We start from the raw sequence: 19,920 nt of genomic DNA on the forward strand, positions 1-19,920 counted from the left end.
CTCAATCAAACTTCACGCGAGGATCAACCCACACATAGCAAAGGTCACTGACCAGCTTGGTCACCAGGCCAATCAGGGTAAACAGGTACAGCGTTCCCAGCACCACCGGGTAATCGCGCCGGATCACGCTTTCATAGCTGAGTAGGCCCAGGCCATCGAGTGAAAACAGGGTTTCGATCAGCAGCGAGCCGGTAAAGAACGCGCCGATGAAGGCCGCCGGAAAGCCGGTGATGATGGGGATCAAGGCATTGCGAAACACATGCTTCCACAGCACCTGGCGCTCGCTCAGGCCCTTGGCGCGGGCGGTCAGCACGTACTGCTTGCGGATTTCCTCCAGGAAGGAGTTCTTGGTCAGCACCGTCGTCACGGCGAAGCTGCCCAGCACCATTGCGGTGATCGGCAGCGTGATGTGCCAGAGATAGTCGGTGATCCGCGCGCCCCAGCCCAGCGTGTCCCAGTTGGCCGAGGTCAGCCCACGCAGCGGAAACCACTGCAATTGCCCGCCGAAGACCACCAGCAGCGCCACGCCCAGCACAAAGCCCGGAATCGCATAGCCGACCAGCACCACCAGGGTGGTCACGAAGTCAAACCGGCTGCCCGCCCTGACCGCCTTGGCCACGCCCAGCGGCACGGCAATCAGGTAGCTGAGAAAAAACGTCCAGAGCCCCAGGCTGACCGACACCGGCAGCTTTTCCTTGACCAGTTGCCAGACATCCTTGTGCTGGTAGAAGCTGTTGCCCAGATCAAAGCGGGCAAAGCGGCCCAGCATCTGGAAAAAGCGCTCATGCACCGGCTTGTCGAAACCGTAGAGCGCCTTGATTTCCTCGATGCGCTCGGCGTCCACCCCTTGCCGGCCCCGGTAGCCCGCCCCCGTGCTGGCAGCGCGCTCACCGCCCGAATCACGGCCCTGCAGCTGCGCCACCATCTGCTCGACCGGCCCGCCCGGCACGAACTGCACCATGGCGAAGGTCAGCAGCAAGACGCCGAACAGCGTCGGAATCATCAGCAGCAGGCGCTTGAGGATGTAGCTGGCCATGGAGGGTCTTTTCTATTTGTTGGAGGGCGACGCCCACCAGGTGCTCATGGCCCAGGTGTCGGGCTGGTAATACGGCGGGATGACGGCTGGCAGCACAAAAGGACGTGGCCGGTAGCCGATCAGGAAGGCGTCGCCGTAATACTGCGGCACCGAGTAATAGCCGTTGGTCAGCACCCGGTCCAGCGCGCGCATGGCCGCGCTCAATTCAGGCCGGGTCTTGGCGGTCACGACCTTTTGCAGCAGCGCATCGACGGCCGGGTCGGCAATGCCCCAGACATTTGAAGACCCCGGCGTGGTGGCCGCCTTCGAGCCGAACAATTCGAGCAACTCGCCGCCGGGCGCGGTGCTGCCGGGCAGGCGCAGCGTCGTGACCTCGAAATCGAAGGCGTCCATCTTCTGCTTGCCCAGCGAGAAATCGACGATGCGGTAGGTCATGGTGATGCCGAGCTTTTCCAGCGCCTTCTGGAACGGCCCGACGATGCGCACCAGCGAAGGCTGGTCGTTCAGGAATTCCATGGTGAAAGCCTCACCCTTCGCATTGCGCAGCGCGCCATCGCGGTACGTCCAGCCGGCCTCGCGCAGCAGCGCCTGGGCCTGGCGCAGGTTGCCCCGCAGGCTGCCGGGCGGCGTGGTGCTGGGCGACACCGGCACGGGACCGAAAACTTCGGGCTTGAGTCTGGCGCGCAAGGGGTCGAGCAGGGCCAGTTCATCGGGCCTGGGCAGGCCTTCCGCATGGAATTCGCTGTTGGGAAAATAGCCATTGACGCGCTTGTACAGGCCGTAGAACAGCTGCCGGTTCATCCACTCGAAATCCATCGCCAGGCCAATCGCCTTGCGCACCCGCGCATCCTGGAACTTGGGCTTGCGCAGGTTGAACACATAGCCCTGGAAATCGCCGGGGTTGCGGTTTTCAAAAGCGCGCTTGACCAGTTCACCCGAGGTGAACTGCTTGCCGGTGTACTGCCGCGCCCAGTTGCGCGAGATGAATTCACGCAGGAAATCGAATTCGCCGGCCTTCAGCCCCTCGAAGCGTGAGGTTTCGTCGAGGTAAATCTTGAAGCTGATGCGGTCAAAGTTGAACTGGCCCTTGCGGCTTGGCAACTCATTGCCCCAGTACGCCGGATCGCGCACATAGGTAATGTCGCGCCCCATTGCCGGGCTGGCAATTTTGTACGGCCCCGAGCCAATCGGCACTTCAGACACGATCTTGTCGAAGGGCTTGGCCTTGCCCCAGTCGCGGCTGAACACCGGCATGCCACCCACCACCAGCGGCAACTCGGGGTTGGGCGTCAGGAAATCAAAACGCACCACGCGCTCGGAAACCACAGTGACGCTCTTGACTTCGGCATAAATCGTGCGGTACTGCGGCGCGGCGAGCTTGCTGGTCAGCTGGGTGTACGAATGCAGCACATCGGCGGCCAGCACAGGCGCGCCGTTGTGAAAACGGGCCTTCTCGTTGAGGCGAAAGGTGGCCGACAGCCTGTCGGGCGCGACCGTCACGTCATCGGCCAGCAGTCCATAGGCGGTGGTCGGCTCTTCCGAATTGCCCGTCAGCAGGCTTTCGATCAGCAAAATTCCCAGGCCATACGGCGCGGTGCCGCGCAGGGTGAACGGGTTGAACTTGTCGAAATTGGTTGGCCGGGTCGGCGGCACCATGCGGATTTCGCCGCCCTTGGGGGCTGCGGGATTGACATAGCCGAAATGCGTGAAGCCGGCCGGATACTTGATGTCGCCAAACTGGGCATAGGCGTGGGCCGCCCAGCTTGCCGGCGCAAGGCACAGCGCGCAAACGGCCAGCCAAGCCCGTAAAAAAATCAAATCCCGCATGCGACAATTCTGCACTACTTAAGTCGGCCAACTTTTTGCAGCCTGCGCGCAAGCAAAACGCCAGCCTGCGCAAGACTGTTGCCGAATCACACGAACATACTGGAGCTTATAAATGGGTTTTCTCGCCGGCAAAAAACTGTTGATCACGGGCGTGCTGTCCACCCGGTCCATCGCCTATGGCATCGCCAAGGCCTGCCATGCGCAAGGGGCTGAGCTGGCTTTCAGCTACGTGGGCGAGCGTTTCAAGGACCGCATCACCGAATTTGCAGCCGACTTCGGCTCCAGCCTGATCTTTGACTGCGATGTCGGCTCCGACGAGCAGATCGACAAGCTGTTTGTCGATCTGGCCAAAACCTGGCCGACCTTTGACGGCTTTGTCCACAGCATCGGCTACGCGCCGCGCGAGGCGATTGCCGGCGATTTCCTGGATGGCTTTTCGCGCGAGAACTTCCGCATCGCGCACGACATCAGCGCCTACAGCTTTCCGGCCATGACCAAGGCCGCCCTGCCCTACCTCAACCCCAAGTCCGCCGTGCTGACGCTGACCTACCTGGGCGCCGAGCGCATCATTCCGCACTACAACACCATGGGCCTGGCCAAGGCCAGCCTGGAAGCGTCGGTGCGCTACTTGGCCGAATCGCTCGGCCCCAAGGGCATGCGCGCCAACGGCCTGAGCGCCGGCCCGATCAAGACCCTGGCCGCCAGCGGCATCAAGGATTTCGGCAAGCTGCTGGGCATGGTGGCAGCGGCCTCGCCGATGCGCCGCAACGTGACCATCGAGGATGTGGGCAATGTGGCCGCATTCTTGCTTAGCGATCTGGCCAGCGGCGTGACGGCTGAAATCACCTATGTGGACTGCGGCTTCAGCGCCACGGCCGGCGCCAGCCGCGACAGCGATTCCGTTGCCTGATTCAAGACAAAAACGGCTGTTTGCGCAGTATGCACCTGCATAAGCAGCTATTTATTTGATAGCAACCATCAAAAGGGTTCCCGATGCAGCGACGTTTTTTCCTGTCCTTGGTCGGCCTGACCCTTGCAGGCTCGCTGCGGCCTGCGGTGGCTGGCACGCCTGTTGCGCTTGCGTCGCCGCCGTCATCAGTGCCTTCATTGATGCTGGCCAATGTGTACCGCTCCGGCATCGTTCTGGCCGATTACTGGGTCAGCGAAAAATTCGACGGGGTGCGCGGCTACTGGGATGGCCAGGCCCTCTGGACACGCGGCGGCGAGCGCGTTGCAGCCCCTGCCTGGTTCACGGCGGGCTGGCCCAACGTGGCGATGGATGGCGAACTCTGGGCGGGCCATGGGCAGTTCCCCAAGGCGGTTTCCACCGTGCGCCAGCAAACACCCGATGATGCAGCCTGGCGCAGCATGCGCTTCATGGTGTTTGACCTGCCCGCGCACGGCGGCCCGTTCACCGAACGGATTCCGGCCCTCAATGGCGTGGTCAGCCGGATTGACCAGCACTGGGTGCAGGCCGTGGAGCAGTTCAAGGTGGCAAGCCCCCAGGCGCTGCAGACCCTGCTGTCCAAAACCGTGAAAAACGGCGGCGAAGGACTGATGCTGCATCGCGGCGCTTCGCTGTACAAGGGCCAGCGCAATGACGACCTGCTCAAGCTCAAGACGCACGACGACAGCGAGGCACGCGTCGTGGCTCATGTTCCGGGCCAGGGCAAATACGCCGGCAAGCTGGGCGCGCTGCTGGTGGAAATGCCGGCGGCTGACGGAAAGCCGGCGCAGCGCTTCAAGCTCGGCACCGGCTTTAGCGATGCCCAGCGGCAAAATCCGCCGGCCGTCGGCACGCGCATCACCTACCGATTCAGGGGCCTGAACGACAGCGGCATTCCGCGCTTCGCCAGCTTCATGCGGGTACGCGAAGACTGAGAGACTGAACGCGCTTTGTAAAAAAGGCCATCGCACGGTGTGTGGATGGCCTTTGGACTCAAGCCGGGATGGTGTCCCGACAACATTTCCGGGTTTCCCGGTTGGTTATTTCTTCACGCAGTCGGCGTAGTAGCGGACTTTTCCCTTCGCATCGGCCTGCTCGACCAGACCATGAATGTCAGTCTCGAAACCCGGGCACTGCGCATTGAATTCGCGGGAAAACTTCAGGTAATCGACGATTTTCTTGTTAAACACTTCACCGGGAATCAGGAGCGGAATACCCGGCGGGTAAGGTGTCACCAGCCCGACGGTGATCCGGCCTTCCAGATGGTCGATTTCCACCCGCTCGGTCGTGCGATGGGCAATGTGGGCGTAGGCGTCGCTCGGCTTCATGGCCGGCATCAGGTCGCTCAGGTACACCTCAGTCGTCAGCCGTGCAATGTCGTACTTGGCATACAGGGCATGAATATGCTGGCACAGGTCGGCCAGCCCCATGCGCTCGTACTTCGGGAACTTCTGGCAGAACTCGGGCAGGATGCGCCACATCGGCTGGTTCTTGTCGTAGTCGTCCTTGAACTGCTGCAGCGCGGTCAGCAGCGTGTTCCAGCGGCCCTTGGTGATGCCGATGGTGAACAGGATGAAAAAGCTGTACAGGCCGGTCTTTTCCACAATCACGCCATGCTCGGCCAGGAACTTGGTCACGATGCTGGCCGGAATGCCGGTCTTGGCAAACTTGCCGTTCAGGTCCAGCCCCGGCGTGACGATGGTCGATTTGATCGGGTCCAGCATGTTGAAGCCGGTGGCCATCTGGCCAAAGCCGTGCCAGTTGGCCGCGCCGTTCTTTGCGGTCTTGGCGCTGCGCGACTCGCCCTTGATGATCCAGTCCTGGGCACGGCCAATGCCTTCCTCCACCAGCTTGTCCGGCCCCCAGACCTTGAACCACCAGTCCGCGCCATATTCCTCATCGATCTTGCGCATGGCGCGGCGGAAATCGAGCGCCTCGGCAATGCTTTCCTCGACCAGCGCGGTGCCGCCGGGCGGCTCCATCATGGCGGCGGCCACGTCGCAGCTGGCAATGATGCTGTACTGCGGCGAGGTCGAGGTGTGCATCAGGTAGGCCTCGTTGAACAGGTGCCTGTCGAGCTTGACGTTCTGCGAATCCTGCACCAAGACATGGCTGGCCTGGCTGATGCCGGCCAGCAGCTTGTGGATCGACTGCGTGGCGTACACCACGGCGTTTTTCGGCCGGATGCGGTTCTTGCCCATCGAGTGGTAGGTGCCGTAGAACGGGTGGAAAGCGGCGTGCGGCAGCCAGGCTTCGTCAAAGTGCAGGTTGTCGATGTAGCCGTCGAGCATGCCCTTGATGGTCTCGGTGTTGTAGAGCACGCCGTCGTAGGTCGATTGGGTCAGCGTCAGCACGCGTGGCTTGACGGTGGCGGCATCAACGCCCTTGAGCAAGGGGTTGGCGGCAATCTTGGCGCGAATCGCCTCGGGCTCGAATTCGCTTTGCGGAATCGGGCCGATGATGCCGAAATGGTTGCGCGTGGGCTTGAGGAACACCGGGATCGAGCCGGTCATGATGATGGCGTGCAGGATCGATTTATGGCAGTTGCGGTCCACCACCACCACGTCGCCCGGCGCCACGGTATGGTGCCAGACCATCTTGTTGGACGTTGACGTGCCGTTGGTCACGAAAAAGCAATGGTCGGCATTGAAGATGCGCGCCGCATTGCGCTCGCTGGCGCCGATGGCGCCGTTGTGGTCGAGCAGTTGGCCCAGCTCTTCCACCGCGTTGCAGACGTCCGAGCGCAGCATGTTCTCGCCGTAGAACTGGTGGTACATCTGCCCGACCGGGCTTTTCAGGAAAGCAACGCCGCCGGAATGGCCGGGGCAATGCCATGAATAGGAGCCGTCCTCGGCGTAGTCCAGCAGCGCCTTGAAAAACGGCGGCTGCACGCCTTCGAGGTAGCTTTTGGCCTCGCGGATGATGTGGCGCGCCACGAACTCGGGCGTGTCCTCGAACATGTGGATGAAGCCGTGCAGCTCGCGCAGGATGTCGTTCGGGATATGGCGCGAGGTCTTGGTCTCGCCATAAACGTAAATCGGCACGTCCAGGTTTTTTCGGCGCACCTCGGCAATGAAGTTGCGCAGGTCGAGCACGGCCGGGTCCAGATCGGGACCGGGCGTGAACTCTTCATCGTCAATCGACAAAATAAAGGCGCTGGCACGGCTTTGCTGCTGCGCGAACTGCGACAAGTCACCGTAGCTGGTGACGCCCAGCACCTCGAAGCCTTCGCTTTCTATGGCCTGGGCGAGTGCGCGTATGCCCAGTCCCGAGGTGTTTTCAGAACGGAAGTCCTCGTCGATGATGACAATCGGAAAGCGAAATTTCATGGCGTATGCAGCAGTTGAGGGTGCCCAGAACCTGTCGGAGGGCATGACAATAAACGTTCAGAAGGCATAGACAGGTTGAGCCCGAACGGTTTGATGAAAGAAGGCTTTGCGCCAGCTGGAAAGAATCGCGCCGCGAACAGCGCGATTCTTTTGCGCCCGGCGAAATTGCAATTTTCGCTTATCTGTGACGAAGGCCTTCCGCCGGGGGTGCAAAGACTTTTTTCAGACTGCGAAGTGTAAGGATGTATTGTGTCAACTCGCTTGCCGAGCCCCTATTTAACCCAAAATAGGAATGAATCACGGACAAAGGGAAGAATCATGAGCGATGCAAATATCTGGTGGCTGCTGGCGGGTGCGGCCATCGCGGTGGAACTGGTGACGGGCACGTTTTACCTGCTCATGCTGGCCACGGGACTGGTTGCCGGTGCGCTGGCGGCCAGCATGGGCTTTGCCCTGGCCGGCCAGATGTTGGTGGCTGCGGCCATAGGCGGCGGTGCGGTGGCCGCGTGGCACTGGCGCCGCAGTCAAAGTCCGGCGCCCCTGGCGGCCAATGCCAATCCGGATGTCCATCTCGATATTGGCGAGACGGTTCATGTGCTGCGGTGGAACGCCGACGGCACGGCCAGCGTGAATTTTCGCGGCGCCCACTGGACGGCGGTTGCCGCCGACCCGGCCGGCTCAACCGTCCCGGGAAACTACCGGATCACGCAAATGCTGGGCAATCGCCTCGTCATCGAAAAGCTTTAACGTTATTGAGAAGATGGGTTGATCCTGGGCCGCCCACCGAAGGCCTTTTATTTGAAGCAAGGAATAGTTCATGGAAATCGCACTCGTCATCCTCGTCCTGGCAGGCATTTTTATCGTGCAGAGCATCAAGGTGGTGCCGCAGCAAAATGCCTGGGTGGTCGAGCGCCTGGGCAAATACCTCGGCACGCTGACGCCGGGCCTGAATTTGCTGATCCCGTTTGTGGACCGGGTGGCCTACAAGCACAGCCTGAAGGAAATCCCGCTGGATGTTCCCAGCCAGGTGTGCATCACGCGCGACAACACCCAGCTGCAGGTGGACGGAATCCTGTATTTCCAGGTGACTGACGCGATGCGGGCCAGCTATGGCTCGTCCAACTACATTGTGGCGGTCACGCAACTGGCCCAGACCTCGCTGCGCTCGGTCATCGGCAAGCTCGAACTGGACAAGACCTTTGAAGAGCGCAACATCATCAATGCGCAGGTGGTGGCCGCCATTGACGAGGCGGCGCTGAACTGGGGCGTGAAGGTGCTGCGCTACGAGATCAAGGACCTGACGCCTCCCAAGGAAATCCTGCATGCGATGCAGTCGCAAATCACGGCGGAGCGCGAAAAGCGCGCGCTGATCGCCGCCTCCGAAGGCCGCAAGCAGGAGCAGATCAACATCGCCACCGGCGAGCGCGAAGCCTTCATCGCCCGCTCCGAAGGCGAGAAGCAGGCCGCCATCAACAACGCGCAGGGCGAAGCCTCGGCGATTCTGGCCGTGGCCGAGGCCAATGCCCGGGCGATTGAAGTCGTGGCCATGGCGATTCGCCAGCCCGGCGGCGAACTGGCGGTTCAGCTCAAGGTCGCCGAAAAAGCCGTCGCGGCCTATTCGCAGGTCGCCAGCGAGGCCCACACCACGCTGATCGTTCCGAGCAACATGACCGAAGTCTCGGCGCTGATCACCTCGGCCATGAAGATGGTGCAGTCGAGCAAGGCTTGACCAGCGGCCGTCCAACTCCTTTCAAAGGCACATCAATGAATGCAAAAAACGTTCTCGGCACCGAACTGCTGTCCTGCTCCTACGACCCGCTCACCGGCTATTTGCGCGATGGCTGCTGCAACACCGATGCCTCCGATCACGGCTCGCACCTGATCTGCGTCCGTGTGACCGGGGAATTCCTGGCGTTTTCCAAGGCTCGCGGCAATGACCTGGCCACGCCCGTGCCCGAGCACCGCTTTGCCGGCCTGCAACCCGGCGACCGCTGGTGCCTGTGCGCGCTTCGCTGGCGCGAAGCACTGGAAGCGGGAATGGCACCTCCGGTCATCCTGGAAGCGACCCATGCGAATGCGCTCCAGTTCGTGACCATGGCGCAGCTTGAAAAACACCGCTATCAGGGCGCGGTGCATTAACAAAGAATTTGACAGCGCCGCCAGGCCGGCAGCCACGATGTGACTGCTATAATCAAAAGCTGCGCGGAAGGGTGGATGAGCGGTTTAAGTCACACGCCTGGAAAGCGTGCGTAGGGTTATACCTACCGCGGGTTCGAATCCCGCCTCTTCCGCCATGAATGAGTTTCAGGACTTCCAAAGAAGTCCAAGAAACAGAGAAAAAGCCCCGTAACTCAATAGGTTACGGGGCTTTTTTGTTTTCAATGCCCAAAAATCCCCTGCCCTGGCAGATCAACGGGACCGTCAGAAGCCAGATTTCATGCAGTCACCGCCTGAAAAATACGAAAATATTCATCAAATCAGGCTCTTGTGCAATATCGATGGGCATAGACAGCTATTATTTTTATAGTGTTTTAGGACCATGGAACGACCCGCGTTAAAACACTTCGGTATCGACCTCCCGGTTGCCCTGCTCGCTGTAGCGGCTGCCGATCACGGTTTTTTCGTTGATCATGGCGTCCAGCCGGACCAGCACCTCGGCGCCAAGCTTGACGTTCACCGCGCCCAGGTCGCCTTCCAGGTGCTCCACGCGGGTGGTTCCGGGAATCGCAATGATGTCTTCGCCCTGGTGCAGCAGCCAGGCCAGCGCCAGCTGGGCCGGCGTGCAGCCGGCTTCTTGCGCAAGGCTCAAGTAGGCGGGCAGCAGTTTCAGGTTGGCCGCGTAGTTCTCGGGTGAAAAGCGCGGCATGCTGCGGCGGATGTCCCTGGCGTCGAGCGTGCTCACGTCCTGCAGCTCCCCGCACAGAAAGCCCCGCGCCACCGGGCTGAAGGCGACAAAAGCCACGCCGAGTTCGCGGCAGGCTTGCAGCACGGCAATCTCGGGGTTGCGCGTCCACAGCGAATACTCGGTCTGCACGGCGGTGACCGGATGCACCGCATGGGCGCGGCGCAGCGTGGTGGCCGAGACTTCGCTCAGGCCGATGGTGCGGATCTTTCCAGCGGCGACCAGCCCGGCCAGCGCGCCCACGCTGTCTTCAATCGGCACCTGCTTATCCCAGCGGTGCAGGTAATACAGGTCAATCACGTCGGTCCGCAGGCGCTTCAAGGCCGCCTCGCAGGTCGCGCGGATGGTCTCGGGACGGCCGTCGATCACGCGGACCAGTTTGCCGTCGCCCGCCACATCCACGCCTTGCATGCCGCATTTGCTGGCCAGCGTGAAGCGGCTGCGGTGCCTGGAAAGCACGTTCCCAACCAGGGTTTCGTTGGCGCCAAAACCGTAGAGCGCTGCGGTGTCGAACATCGTCACGCCCGCGTCGAGCGCGGCCAGCAGCACGCGCTCGCCCTGCCCGGCCGACACGGGCGCGCCGTAGGCATGGCTGAGGTTCATGCAGCCGAGGCTGATGGCGGAGACACTGAAGGGGCCGAGTTGTCGCTGTTGCATGGTAAATTTAATTTGTAGATTACATTGTTGACGTTAAAAGCAGAGGGCCGGACCACACAAACGCAGCGCGTCTGGTGATCCGGCCCTCTATTCTGGGTTGATCCTGCGGGTCAGGCTGGACGGGTGGCCGCGTCAGGCGCTGGCGTTGAGCTGCTGCTCCAGCTGGTGCAGTACCTGGTAGCAGGCGAACACCTTGGCGACGCTGGAGTTGGGCTCGCGGCCTTCCTTAATGGCGGCGAAGAATTCGCGGTCCTGCAGCTCGATGCCGTTCATGCTCACGGCGACGTGGCCGACTTCGATTTGCTCTTCCTTGCCGGTGAACAGGTCGTCGTACCGGGCCAGGTAGGTGGCCGTGTCGCCGATGTAGCGGAAGTAGGTGCCCAGCGGGCCTTCGTTATTAAAGCTCAGGCTCAGCGTGCAGATGGCGCCGTTGGCGGCCTTGAGCTGGATCGACATGTCCATCGCAATGCCCAGCACCGGGTGAATCGGCCCCTGCACGGCGTTGGCCTGGACGATGGGGCTGTTGCACTGGTAGGCGAACAGGTCCACGGTGTGCGCGGCATGGTGCCACAGCAGGTGGTCGGTCCAGCTGCGCGCCTGGCCCAGCGCGTTGGTGTTGGTGCGGCGGAAAAAATAGGTCTGCACATCCATCTGCAGGATGTTGAATTTCCCGGCCGTGATTTGCTGGTTGACGTACTGGTGGCTGGGGTTGAAGCGCCGGGTGTGACCGCACATGGCGACCAGGCCGGTTTCCTGTTGCAGCGCCACGACTTCCTCGGCGCCTTTAAGGTTGTCGGCCAGCGGAATCTCCACCTGCACATGCTTGCCGGCCCGCAGGCAGGCCAGCGTCTGCTCGGCGTGCATCTGCGTCGGCGTGCAGAGGATGACGGCATCGACTTCCGGCAGGGCCAGCGCGTCGGCCAGCTCGGTGGTGACGTGGCCAATACCGTATTTGGCGGCGACTTCCCGGGTTTTTTCAAGATCACGGCTGATCAGCGAGACGACTTCCACGCCGGCTATGTTCTGGATGCCGTCCAGGTGCTTGATGCCGAAGGCCCCGGCGCCCGCCAGGGCGACTTTGATGGTTTTGCTCATTTAAGTATTCTCCAGAATCAGGTGGCCGACGGCCGTGTTGGATGCGGGTACATGATAAAAACGATGCTTTACGCTGACTGGATGGGCGTTAGCAGGTACACTTTTTGTAGCATCCGGCGCTACGGCGACTAGCGGCGCCGGGTCGATGTCGTCCATCGCGCCACGGGCAATCAGCCACATCACCAGCTCGATGCCTTCGGAGCCGGCTTCGCGCACGTAGTCGATGTGCGGCACACTGGCCTGGCCTTCGGGGTCGGCAATCAGCCGGTCCAGAAAGGCGTTGTCGAATTCCTTGTTGATCAGGCCGGCGCGCGGCCCCTGCAGTTGGTGGCTCATGCCGCCCGTGCCCCAGATCTGCACATTGAGCGGCTGGTCGAACGACTCGACAGCCTTGCGGATCGCCTTGCCCAGGTTGAAGCAGCGCTTGCCCGAAGGCACCGGGTACTGCACCACGTTCACCGCGAACGGAATCACCGGGCAGGGCCAGCGGAAATCGTCAGCCGGCGGCTGGCCGAACATGAGCGAAAGCGGCACGGTCAGGCCATGGTCCACGTCCATCTTGTTGACGATGGTCAGGTCGAAGTCATCCTGGATGACCGACTGCGCAATGTGCGCGGCCAGTTCGGGGTGGCCGATCACGGTCGGCACCGGGCGCGGTCCCCAGCCTTCGTCGGCGGGCTGGAACTCGGCCGCCGTGCCGATGGCGAAGGTCGGAATCATGTCCAGGCTGAAGGCCGTGGCATGGTCGTTGTAGACCAGGAAGATGACGTCGGGCGGATTCTCCTTGATCCACTGCTTGCCGAATTCGTAGCCCTTGAACACGGGCTGCCAATACGGCTCGTTGCTCTTTCCCAGGTCGAGCGCGGCGCCGATGGCCGGGACATGGGAGGTGTAAACGCTGGCGGTGATCTTGGCCATTCAGGCGCTCGCTTTCTGGGCACTGTGGCCCGCTTTGCCTTGCGGCTGGTGCTGGGCCTGCGCGTCGCCGTCTTCGCCGACCACGCGGTTGCCCTCGACCGAGCGGCCGCCATGAATCATCATGTCGCGGTATTCCTCTTCGGTCATGCCGGTCATGCTGCCGGCCATCTGCTGGAAGCTCTTGCCGTCGGTGGCGCCGATCTTGGCCAGGAAGTAGATGTTGCCGCCCAGCGCGATGCAGCGGTTCAGGTCTCTGGCCAGCACGGCCTGCTTCTGCTCTTCGGTCATGGCCCACTCGTCGAGGTAGGCGCGCTCATCGGCCTTGAAGCGCTCGCGGTTTTCGGCCTTCATGAGCGACATGCAGAACTGGTTCAGGTGGTAGCCCTTGCGGGACTGCTCGGCGTCAAAAATCGTGGTGCCGGGAACGTCCAGATAGTTTTTTTGCAGCGACATGGTTCAGCCTTTCACTTCTTCGGGCCAGTACAGGCGCATCGGGTTATCAACCAGCAGTTTTTGCTGCAGTTCGGGCGTGGTGGCGATGTGCGGGATGAAATCGACCAGCAGGCCGTCGTCGGGCATGTGGTCCTTCAGGTTGGGGTGCGGCCAGTCGGTGCCCCAGAGCACGCGGTCGGGGAACTCCTCGACGATGCGCCTGGCGAACGGAATCACGTCCGTATAGGCGTTTTGCTCGCCGTTCAGCGCCTTGGGGCCGGTGACGGACAGGCGCTCGGGGCAGCTGACCTTGCTCCAGACGTTCGGATGCTCGCGCATGAACTTGACGAACAGCTCGAACTCGGGGCCATCGACCGGCTGGCTGACATCGGGGCGACCCATGTGATCGACCACCACGTCGGTGGGCAGCGTGGTGAAGAAGTCCCACAGCTCGGGCAAATCAACCGCCTCGAAATAAATCACCACATGCCAGCCCAGCGGCTTGATGCGGTTGGCAATCTCGATCAGCTCTTCCTTGGGCGTGAAATCGACCAGGCGCTTGACGAAATTGAAGCGCACGCCGCGCACGCCGGCGGCATGCATGGCCTGCAGTTCTTCATCGCTCACGCCGCGCTTGACGGTCGCCACGCCGCGCGCCTTGCCGCCCGAGCTGGCCAGCGCATCGACCATGGCGCGGTTGTCGGCGCCGTGGCAGGTCGCCTGCACGACCACATTGCGGGCAAAGCCCAGGTGGTCGCGCAGCGCGTAAAGCTGGGCCTTGGACGCGTCGCAGGGCGTGTACTTGCGCTCGGGCGCATAGGGGAATTCGGCGCCGGGGCCGAAAACGTGGCAATGCGCGTCCACGCTGCCCGCAGGCACCTGGAAGCGGGGCTTGCTCGGGCCGGTGTACCAGTCGAGCCAGCCGGGGGTCTTGGTGAAATCACCCGTGGTGGGTTTGCTCATGACGTCTCCTTATTCCAGTTCGATCTTGGCGCGCTTGATGACGGCCGAATAGCGGCTGGCTTCGTTCTGGATGAACTTGGCGAACTGCGGACGGTCCAGGTTCAGAGGCACATAGCCGAAGGTCAGGAATTTTTCCTTGACGTCGGGTCCGGACAGGGCCTCGGCGATGTCCTTGCGGATCTTGTCCTGGATGGCGGGCGACAGGCCCTTGGGGCCGGCGATGGTGTTCCAGCCGCTGACCTCGTAGCCGTTGGCAGGCCCGCCGGACTCGGCCACGGTGGGCACGTCCGGGTAGGCTTCCATGCGCTTGGGGCCGGCCACGGCCAGGAAACGCAGTTTGCCGGCGCGGTACATCGCGCCGGCGGTGCCGGCCGAGCCGATGGAGAAGTCCAGCTCGCCGGTGCCCACCGAGGTGTAGAGCTGAGTGGTTTCCTTGTAGATCACATGCTGGACCTTGATGCCAGCCAGCTCCTGCAGCTCCTCCACGCCCAGGTGCACCGGGTTGCCGATGGACCAGGAACCGTAGTTGATCTTGCCGGGCCGGGCCTTGGCGTCGGCGATCAGCTCGGACACCTTGGTGTACTTGCTGTTGGTGGGCACGACAAAGAACAGGAAGGACTGGAACAGCGGCGCGATGGGCTCGAAGTCCTTGCTCACGTCGTAGGGCAGCTTCTTGAACATGTACGGGTAGGCCGTCAGGTGCACGCTGTCGAGCTGCAGCAGGTCGTGGCCATCGCTCGCGCCACGCTTGAAGGCGTCGATGGCGATGAAGCCGTTGCCGCCCGGACGGTTGTCCACCACCACCGGCTTGCCCCATTTCTTGGACAGCTTGTCAGCGAGCAGGCGGGCGATGCCATCGGGGCCACCGCCCACGGGGTAAGGCGTGATCAGGCGCACGCTCTTGGTGGGCCACTCCTGGGCGTGGACCGGCAGGCAGGCGCCCGCCACGGTGGCCGCCAGCGCGGCGGAGGTCAGCAGGGTGCGACGGGAAAAAGCAGCGAGGTTCATGTCCAAATGTCTCCGTATCGGTCTCAATAAAAATCAGTCGATGTATTTGAGGCCAGCTTTTTCCAGCGGCTCGCGCATCTTGTACATGTCCAGCCCGAGCACGCCGGCGGCGAATTTCTCGCGCTTTTCGCCTTCGAAGCTTTCGCGCTTTTCAGCCGCATCGGCGACTTCCTGGGCCATGGCGGCCGGCACCACGACGATGCCGTCGGTGTCGGCAATCACCACATCGCCCGGATTGACCAGCGCGCCGGCGCAGATCACCGGGATGTTGACCGAGCCGAGCGTGGCCTTGATCGTGCCCTTGGCATGGATGGCGCGGCTGAACACCGGAAAGCCCATCTTCTCCAGCTCGTCCACGTCGCGCACGCCGGCGTCGATGATCAGGCCTTTGGCACCGCGCGCCTGGAACGAGGTCGCCAGCAGGTCGCCGAAGAATCCGTCGAAATTGTCGGTGGTGCAGGCGGCCACGGCCACGTCGCCGGGCTGCAGCTGCTCGGCGGCGACATGCATCATCCAGTTGTCGCCGGGCTGCAGCAGGATGGTCACGGCCGTGCCGCAGATGCGGGCGCCCGTATAGATCGGGCGCATGTAGGGCTTCATCAGCCCGACGCGGCCCATGGCTTCGTGAATGGTCGCCACGCCGAATTTCGAGAGTTTTTCGACCGCCGCCTTGTCGGCGCGGACGATGTTGCGCTTGACGACGCCCAGTTGGTTAATGGTCATGATTTATTTGCCTTTCAGTTTGAGCGCTGCGTCCAGGCGCGAGAACACGCGCCGGGCATTGCCTTCGTAAATTTGGTGACGGTCTTCGCTGCTGAGGATTTTTGACGCTTCGATGTAGCGCTTGGTGTCGTCGTAATAGTGGCCGGTTTCGGGGTCGATGCCGCGCACAGCGCCGATCATCTCGCTGGCAAACAGCACGTTCTTGACCGGAATCACGGTGTTCAGCAGATCAATGCCCGGCTGGTGATAGACGCAGGTGTCGAAGTAGATGTTGTTCAGCAGATGCTCGCTCAGCAAGGGCTTTTTGAGTTCCTGCGCCAGACCCCGGAAGCGGCCCCAGTGGTAGGGCACGGCGCCGCCACCATGCGGGATCAGGAACTTGAGCGTCGGGAAGTCCTTGAACAGGTCCGAGGTCAGGCACTGCATGAAGGCCGTGGTGTCGGCATTCAGGTAATGTGCGCCGGTAGTGTGAAAGCAGGCGTTGCAGCTGGTGGACACATGGATCATGGCCGGAATGTCGTACTCGACCATCTTTTCGTAGATCGGATACCAGCTGCGGTCGCTCAAGGGCGGCGAGGTCCAGTGGCCGCCCGACGGATCGGGGTTCAGGTTGATGCCGACGTTGCCGTATTCCTTGACGCACTTTTCCAGCTCGGGAATGCAGGTCGCCGGGTCCACGCCGGGCGACTGCGGCAGCATGGCGGCGGGAATGAAGTTGTCGGGAAACAGCTCGCTGACGCGAAAGCACAGCTCGTTGCAGATGGCCGCCCAGGTCGAGGACACGTTGAAGTCGCCGATGTGGTGCGCCATGAAGCTGGCGCGCGGGCTGAAGATGGTCAGGTCGCTGCCGCGCTCCTTCATCTTGGCCAGTTGGTTCAACTCAATCGACTCGCGCAGTTCGTCGTCGCTGATTTTCAGTTCCGACACTTTGGGCATCATGGCCGGATCCTTGATGCCGGCGATCTGGCGGTTGCGCCAGTCTTCCAGCGCTTTGGGCGCCGTGGTGTAGTGGCCGTGGCAATCGATGATCATGAGGTCTCCTTATTGTGAAAGTGATGAAGGCTTGTCTGCTCGGACGGCGCCGGCGGGCGACCACACCGAACGCGGGACCATGACCTCGCCGCGCATCAGGAGGCGCGCGGTGCGCAGCAAGGCGGCGCGGGTCACGTTTTGCGGATTGGCCGGGTCGATACCCAGTTCCACGCTGAATTCGCCGGTCGGGTGTTCCACCGAGACGGTTTTGAGGTTGCCCGGCGGCATGACGGCAATGCCCTGGGTGACCGAGCCGTCGAGCACGCAGGCCGTTCCCACGGTGACGGCCGCCAGCACGCCAATCGCGTCGTGGCAGACATGCGGAATGAAGCTGCGCGTGCTCAAGCTGCCGCCATCGCGGGGCGGCGCCACCAGCGTCATCTTGGGGTAGGTTTTCTTGGCCACGTCGCCCAGCCCCATGAGCTGGCCGGTCTTCAGGCGCAGCGCTTCGAGGCGGATTTTCAGGTCCGTGTCGGCATTCAATTCGGCGGCGGTTTCATAGCCGGTGCGGCCCAGGTCGCTGGCGCGCATCAGCACCAGCGGCATGCCGTTGTCGATGCAGGTCACGTCGATCTCGAACGGCTCGAAACCATCGCCCGCCACGCTCACCCGGTCCAGCACCTTGCCGGTCGGCAGCAGGCCGGCGCAGACCGAGCCGGCGGTGTCGAGGAAATTGATGGTGATGGGCGCGGAGGTGCCGGGCGCGCCGTCGATGCGCGCGCTGCCCTCGTACTGGACCTCGCCGCCGGGCGTGAGCACGGTCACGTCGCACTGCATGTCGGTGTTCAGGGTCAGCACGCGGTAGGTGCTGGTGCCATCCGGACCCGTACCCTGCGGCTGCACCATGCCGGTTTCCAGCGCAAACGGCACGACGGCGGCGAGCATGTTGCCGCAGTTGGGCGAGGTATCGACCGTGTCCTTGTCGGGCTGCAACTGGGCGAACAGGAAGTCGATGTCCACGCCGGGCGTGCTGCTCTTGCGCACGATGCCGACCTTGCTGGTCAGCGGATGCGCGCCGCCCAGGCCGTCGATCTGGCGCTTGTCGGGCGAGCCCATCGCCGCCAGCAGCACCTTGTCGCGGGTGGGAATGTCGGCTGGCAGGTCGGCCTGGTTGAAAAACGGCCCCTTCGAGGTGCCGCCGCGCATGAACAGGCAGGGAATCGCTGTCTGGGAAGCCATGGGATAAGTCTCCTCGGATTGAATAATAAGGAGCATTGTCTGGATTGCGCAAGCCAGCCAACAGGGCAGGCATCGACTAGCAGCTATAGCAAACAGGTATATCGCTGGTCACGATATGCCGATAAACTAGGGACGTGGACCTTAAACAACTCGAATACTTTGTACGCGTGGCCGAACTCGGCAGCTTTACGCGCGCCTCCATCTCGCTCGATGTCGCCCAGCCTGCCCTGAGCCGGCAGGTGCGGCTGCTGGAAGTCGAGTTGCGCCAGAGCCTGCTGGTGCGCAACGGGCGCGGCGCCACGCCGACCGAAGCCGGCAAGCTGCTGCTGGAGCACGGGCGCGGCATCCTGCACCAGGTCGAGCGTGCGCGCGAAGAACTGGGCCGGGTGCGCGGCTCCCTGGCCGGGCGCGTGGCCATCGGCCTGCCGCCCACGCTGGCGCGGGTGCTGACGGTGCCGCTGACGCGCGCTTTTCGCAAGGAATTGCCCGATGCGCAGCTGTCCATCAGCGAAGGGCTGTCGGCGGTGATGCAGGAATGGCTGGTCAATGGCCGGCTCGACATCGCGGTGCTCTACAACGCGCAGCCCGCCGCCGGCATCGAGATGACGCCGCTGCTCAATGAAGACCTGCTGCTGGTGCAGGCCCGCCCGCCCGGCTTGAGCGAAGACCCGCCGCCGCCGCCGATTGCGCTTCGGGAGGTCGCCCGGCTGCCGCTGGTGATTCCCAGCCGGCCGAACGCCATCCGCATGCATGTTGAATCCGAAATGGCGGGCATCGGCTGCCGGCCCGTGATTGCGCTGGAGATTGATGGCGTGTCGGCCATTCTGGACCTGGTGGCCGATGGCGCGGGCTGCGCGCTGCTGCCCGCCAACGCCGTGACCAGCTCCATCAGGCCTTCGGCGTTTACCACGCGCATGATTTGCGATCCGCCGCTGCGCACGCGGCTGTCGGTGGTCACCAGCTCGCTGCGGCCCGCGACCCTGACGCAGCAAAACACCCTGGCATTGATCCAGCGCATCGCCAGGATGCAGCTCTCAGCGTCCTGAATCCTGAAGTTACTATGAAAAACATAGCTGCTTGCGCAATACCAGCGTGCGCAAAAGGCCATTTTTACTCTGATTTGAGGCCCCGTCCGGGCCATCGCGCCGCAAAGCCTTGATCCCCGGCAAGCTACGCGCCCAGCGTGGCCGGCCAGCGCATGGCCCTGCCCCACGGCGCTCAACGCCACCCTACGCCCCTTGGCATGCTGCTTGCAGAGCCATCGAACGAACAGGAAATCCGCCGCAAATTGTCGTGAAAGTACGATCAGGCCCTTCATGTCCAGGCACAAGTTTTGAAGGATTTGCACCGTTTGTCGTTATATAGACAAAAATATAACGCCAGGCCGGGTTCCCTGTGCGGTTTGTCAGGTTTGGAAATACGAAGGAAAAACCAAAGGAGGTTGAGATGCACGCAGCGTTATACAGGCAGGAATCGGGCGTCAACGGGGCCAGGCCGCCGGCCTGCAATGGCCGGGACATCCGGTGGTGGCAGGATATTCCCTCACCGATCAGGCCTCTGGTGGTGGCCCCCGTCAGCTTTGATGTCCTGCAGGACTACGAGATAGCGGCGGACCGCACCCAGGGCTATGACGGCCGCCATGAGCCCTGCTATTGCGCGTTTCGCTACGTGCTGACGCAGCTCAGGTCAGACGATGACGAGGTGTTCTATGAAGCGCCGGTCTATGCCGAAATGCTCACCTCGTGGCGCCTGCTCGATCAGCGCTGGCTGGTGTGCCGCACCACCGTTCACAACTTTGACCGGGGTGAATGCCAGACCAGCCTGTCCCTGAGCGACACCATGCCCCGCTGAGCCTTGCACTTCCAACCAGAAA

At 62.4% G+C, this 19,920-nt stretch carries 19 protein-coding genes and 1 tRNA gene; 8 read left to right on the forward strand and 12 right to left on the reverse strand.

Features of this window, described 5'->3' with window-relative positions; all coding sequences use genetic code 11:
• Position 1 precedes the first annotated feature (1 nt).
• Together PNAP_RS10105 and PNAP_RS10110 are read right to left on the reverse strand one after the other, a co-directional pair.
• On the reverse strand, positions 2 to 1,036 hold the full coding sequence (locus tag PNAP_RS10105; protein ID WP_011801405.1) for a microcin C ABC transporter permease YejB: 1,035 nt from the start codon (positions 1,034 to 1,036) through the stop codon (positions 2 to 4).
• 12 nt (positions 1,037 to 1,048) lie between these two features.
• A complete protein-coding gene (locus PNAP_RS10110; protein WP_011801406.1) occupies positions 1,049 to 2,863 on the reverse strand; it encodes an extracellular solute-binding protein in 1,815 nt (604 codons plus the stop codon).
• Between the two features lie 112 nt (positions 2,864 to 2,975).
• Here PNAP_RS10110 and fabI point away from each other — a divergent pair, with 112 nt between their 5' ends.
• Together fabI and PNAP_RS10120 are read left to right on the forward strand one after the other, a co-directional pair.
• Positions 2,976 to 3,773: an enoyl-ACP reductase FabI gene (fabI, locus tag PNAP_RS10115; protein WP_011801407.1), complete on the forward strand. Its 798-nt coding sequence runs from the start codon at positions 2,976 to 2,978 to the stop codon at positions 3,771 to 3,773.
• An 83-nt stretch (positions 3,774 to 3,856) separates the two neighbouring features.
• Positions 3,857 to 4,744: a DNA ligase gene (locus PNAP_RS10120; protein ID WP_011801408.1), complete on the forward strand. Its 888-nt coding sequence runs from the start codon at positions 3,857 to 3,859 to the stop codon at positions 4,742 to 4,744.
• Positions 4,745 to 4,849: 105 nt separating this feature from the next.
• On the opposite strand, the gene PNAP_RS10125 is transcribed toward PNAP_RS10120, so the two are convergent.
• Entirely contained in the window at positions 4,850 to 7,138 is a 2,289-nt protein-coding gene (locus PNAP_RS10125) for an arginine/lysine/ornithine decarboxylase (RefSeq protein WP_041376652.1), read from the reverse strand.
• A gap of 318 nt (positions 7,139 to 7,456) precedes the next feature.
• On the opposite strand from PNAP_RS10125, the gene PNAP_RS10130 reads away from it, so the two are divergent.
• From PNAP_RS10130 to PNAP_RS10145, 4 genes are all read left to right on the forward strand, one after another.
• Entirely contained in the window at positions 7,457 to 7,885 is a 429-nt protein-coding gene (locus tag PNAP_RS10130) for an NfeD family protein (RefSeq protein ID WP_011801410.1), read from the forward strand.
• 70 nt (positions 7,886 to 7,955) lie between these two features.
• Entirely contained in the window at positions 7,956 to 8,867 is a 912-nt protein-coding gene (locus tag PNAP_RS10135) for an SPFH domain-containing protein (protein WP_011801411.1), read from the forward strand.
• A 35-nt stretch (positions 8,868 to 8,902) separates the two neighbouring features.
• Positions 8,903 to 9,277, forward strand: a complete 375-nt coding sequence (locus PNAP_RS10140; RefSeq protein ID WP_011801412.1) for a DUF2237 family protein — start codon at positions 8,903 to 8,905, stop codon at positions 9,275 to 9,277.
• A 65-nt stretch (positions 9,278 to 9,342) separates the two neighbouring features.
• Positions 9,343 to 9,432: transfer RNA gene (locus PNAP_RS10145), tRNA-Ser, on the forward strand.
• A gap of 260 nt (positions 9,433 to 9,692) precedes the next feature.
• On the opposite strand, the gene PNAP_RS10150 is transcribed toward PNAP_RS10145, so the two are convergent.
• The 9 genes from PNAP_RS10150 to PNAP_RS10190 form a co-directional block, all read right to left on the reverse strand.
• On the reverse strand, positions 9,693 to 10,697 hold the full coding sequence (locus PNAP_RS10150; protein WP_011801414.1) for an aldo/keto reductase: 1,005 nt from the start codon (positions 10,695 to 10,697) through the stop codon (positions 9,693 to 9,695).
• 132 nt (positions 10,698 to 10,829) lie between these two features.
• Complete coding sequence (locus PNAP_RS10155) at positions 10,830 to 11,792, reverse strand: Gfo/Idh/MocA family oxidoreductase (protein ID WP_011801415.1); 963 nt, start codon at positions 11,790 to 11,792, stop codon at positions 10,830 to 10,832.
• A complete protein-coding gene (locus tag PNAP_RS10160; protein WP_011801416.1) occupies positions 11,793 to 12,710 on the reverse strand; it encodes a class III extradiol dioxygenase subunit beta in 918 nt (305 codons plus the stop codon).
• Positions 12,711 to 13,163 (reverse strand): protocatechuate 4,5-dioxygenase subunit alpha, encoded by a 453-nt coding sequence (gene ligA, locus PNAP_RS10165; protein WP_011801417.1) that lies wholly within the window; start codon positions 13,161 to 13,163, stop codon positions 12,711 to 12,713.
• 3 nt (positions 13,164 to 13,166) lie between these two features.
• On the reverse strand, positions 13,167 to 14,105 hold the full coding sequence (locus PNAP_RS10170; RefSeq protein WP_011801418.1) for an amidohydrolase family protein: 939 nt from the start codon (positions 14,103 to 14,105) through the stop codon (positions 13,167 to 13,169).
• Positions 14,106 to 14,114: 9 nt separating this feature from the next.
• On the reverse strand, positions 14,115 to 15,113 hold the full coding sequence (locus PNAP_RS10175; protein WP_011801419.1) for a Bug family tripartite tricarboxylate transporter substrate binding protein: 999 nt from the start codon (positions 15,111 to 15,113) through the stop codon (positions 14,115 to 14,117).
• Between the two features lie 33 nt (positions 15,114 to 15,146).
• Positions 15,147 to 15,836, reverse strand: a complete 690-nt coding sequence (gene ligK, locus PNAP_RS10180; RefSeq protein ID WP_011801420.1) for a 4-carboxy-4-hydroxy-2-oxoadipate aldolase/oxaloacetate decarboxylase — start codon at positions 15,834 to 15,836, stop codon at positions 15,147 to 15,149.
• A gap of 3 nt (positions 15,837 to 15,839) precedes the next feature.
• On the reverse strand, positions 15,840 to 16,868 hold the full coding sequence (locus tag PNAP_RS10185) for an amidohydrolase family protein (protein WP_011801421.1): 1,029 nt from the start codon (positions 16,866 to 16,868) through the stop codon (positions 15,840 to 15,842).
• Between the two features lie 9 nt (positions 16,869 to 16,877).
• Positions 16,878 to 18,047 carry a 4-oxalomesaconate tautomerase gene (locus tag PNAP_RS10190; protein WP_011801422.1) on the reverse strand — a complete coding sequence of 390 codons (1,170 nt, stop codon included), beginning with the start codon at positions 18,045 to 18,047 and terminating at the stop codon, positions 16,878 to 16,880.
• Positions 18,048 to 18,181: 134 nt separating this feature from the next.
• Here PNAP_RS10190 and PNAP_RS10195 point away from each other — a divergent pair, with 134 nt between their 5' ends.
• Both PNAP_RS10195 and PNAP_RS10200 read left to right on the forward strand, forming a co-directional pair.
• Positions 18,182 to 19,093 (forward strand): LysR substrate-binding domain-containing protein, encoded by a 912-nt coding sequence (locus PNAP_RS10195; protein ID WP_011801423.1) that lies wholly within the window; start codon positions 18,182 to 18,184, stop codon positions 19,091 to 19,093.
• 400 nt (positions 19,094 to 19,493) lie between these two features.
• Positions 19,494 to 19,898, forward strand: a complete 405-nt coding sequence (locus tag PNAP_RS10200; RefSeq protein WP_011801424.1) for a hypothetical protein — start codon at positions 19,494 to 19,496, stop codon at positions 19,896 to 19,898.
• The last annotated feature ends 22 nt before the right edge of the window (positions 19,899 to 19,920 follow it).

This window comes from Polaromonas naphthalenivorans CJ2 (assembly GCF_000015505.1).
In the GTDB taxonomy this organism is placed as follows: domain Bacteria; phylum Pseudomonadota; class Gammaproteobacteria; order Burkholderiales; family Burkholderiaceae_C; genus Polaromonas; species Polaromonas naphthalenivorans.

Bases quoted from the DNA above. Each gene is read 5' to 3' on its own strand.
- PNAP_RS10125 (WP_041376652.1), bottom strand. From the start codon at position 7,138: ATGAAATTTCGCTTTCCGATTGTCATCATCGACGAGGACTTCCGTTCT.
- PNAP_RS10155 (WP_011801415.1), bottom strand. From the start codon at position 11,792: ATGAGCAAAACCATCAAAGTCGCCCTGGCGGGCGCCGGGGCCTTCGGC.
- PNAP_RS10110 (WP_011801406.1), bottom strand. From the start codon at position 2,863: ATGCGGGATTTGATTTTTTTACGGGCTTGGCTGGCCGTTTGCGCGCTG.
- PNAP_RS10170 (WP_011801418.1), bottom strand. From the start codon at position 14,105: ATGAGCAAACCCACCACGGGTGATTTCACCAAGACCCCCGGCTGGCTC.
- PNAP_RS10150 (WP_011801414.1), bottom strand. From the start codon at position 10,697: ATGCAACAGCGACAACTCGGCCCCTTCAGTGTCTCCGCCATCAGCCTC.
- ligK (WP_011801420.1), bottom strand. From the start codon at position 15,836: ATGACCATTAACCAACTGGGCGTCGTCAAGCGCAACATCGTCCGCGCC.
- ligA (WP_011801417.1), bottom strand. From the start codon at position 13,163: ATGTCGCTGCAAAAAAACTATCTGGACGTTCCCGGCACCACGATTTTT.
- PNAP_RS10200 (WP_011801424.1), top strand. From the start codon at position 19,494: ATGCACGCAGCGTTATACAGGCAGGAATCGGGCGTCAACGGGGCCAGG.
- PNAP_RS10140 (WP_011801412.1), top strand. From the start codon at position 8,903: ATGAATGCAAAAAACGTTCTCGGCACCGAACTGCTGTCCTGCTCCTAC.
- PNAP_RS10105 (WP_011801405.1), bottom strand. From the start codon at position 1,036: ATGGCCAGCTACATCCTCAAGCGCCTGCTGCTGATGATTCCGACGCTG.
- PNAP_RS10120 (WP_011801408.1), top strand. From the start codon at position 3,857: ATGCAGCGACGTTTTTTCCTGTCCTTGGTCGGCCTGACCCTTGCAGGC.
- PNAP_RS10175 (WP_011801419.1), bottom strand. From the start codon at position 15,113: ATGAACCTCGCTGCTTTTTCCCGTCGCACCCTGCTGACCTCCGCCGCG.
- PNAP_RS10160 (WP_011801416.1), bottom strand. From the start codon at position 12,710: ATGGCCAAGATCACCGCCAGCGTTTACACCTCCCATGTCCCGGCCATC.
- PNAP_RS10190 (WP_011801422.1), bottom strand. From the start codon at position 18,047: ATGGCTTCCCAGACAGCGATTCCCTGCCTGTTCATGCGCGGCGGCACC.
- fabI (WP_011801407.1), top strand. From the start codon at position 2,976: ATGGGTTTTCTCGCCGGCAAAAAACTGTTGATCACGGGCGTGCTGTCC.
- PNAP_RS10135 (WP_011801411.1), top strand. From the start codon at position 7,956: ATGGAAATCGCACTCGTCATCCTCGTCCTGGCAGGCATTTTTATCGTG.
- PNAP_RS10130 (WP_011801410.1), top strand. From the start codon at position 7,457: ATGAGCGATGCAAATATCTGGTGGCTGCTGGCGGGTGCGGCCATCGCG.
- PNAP_RS10185 (WP_011801421.1), bottom strand. From the start codon at position 16,868: ATGATCATCGATTGCCACGGCCACTACACCACGGCGCCCAAAGCGCTG.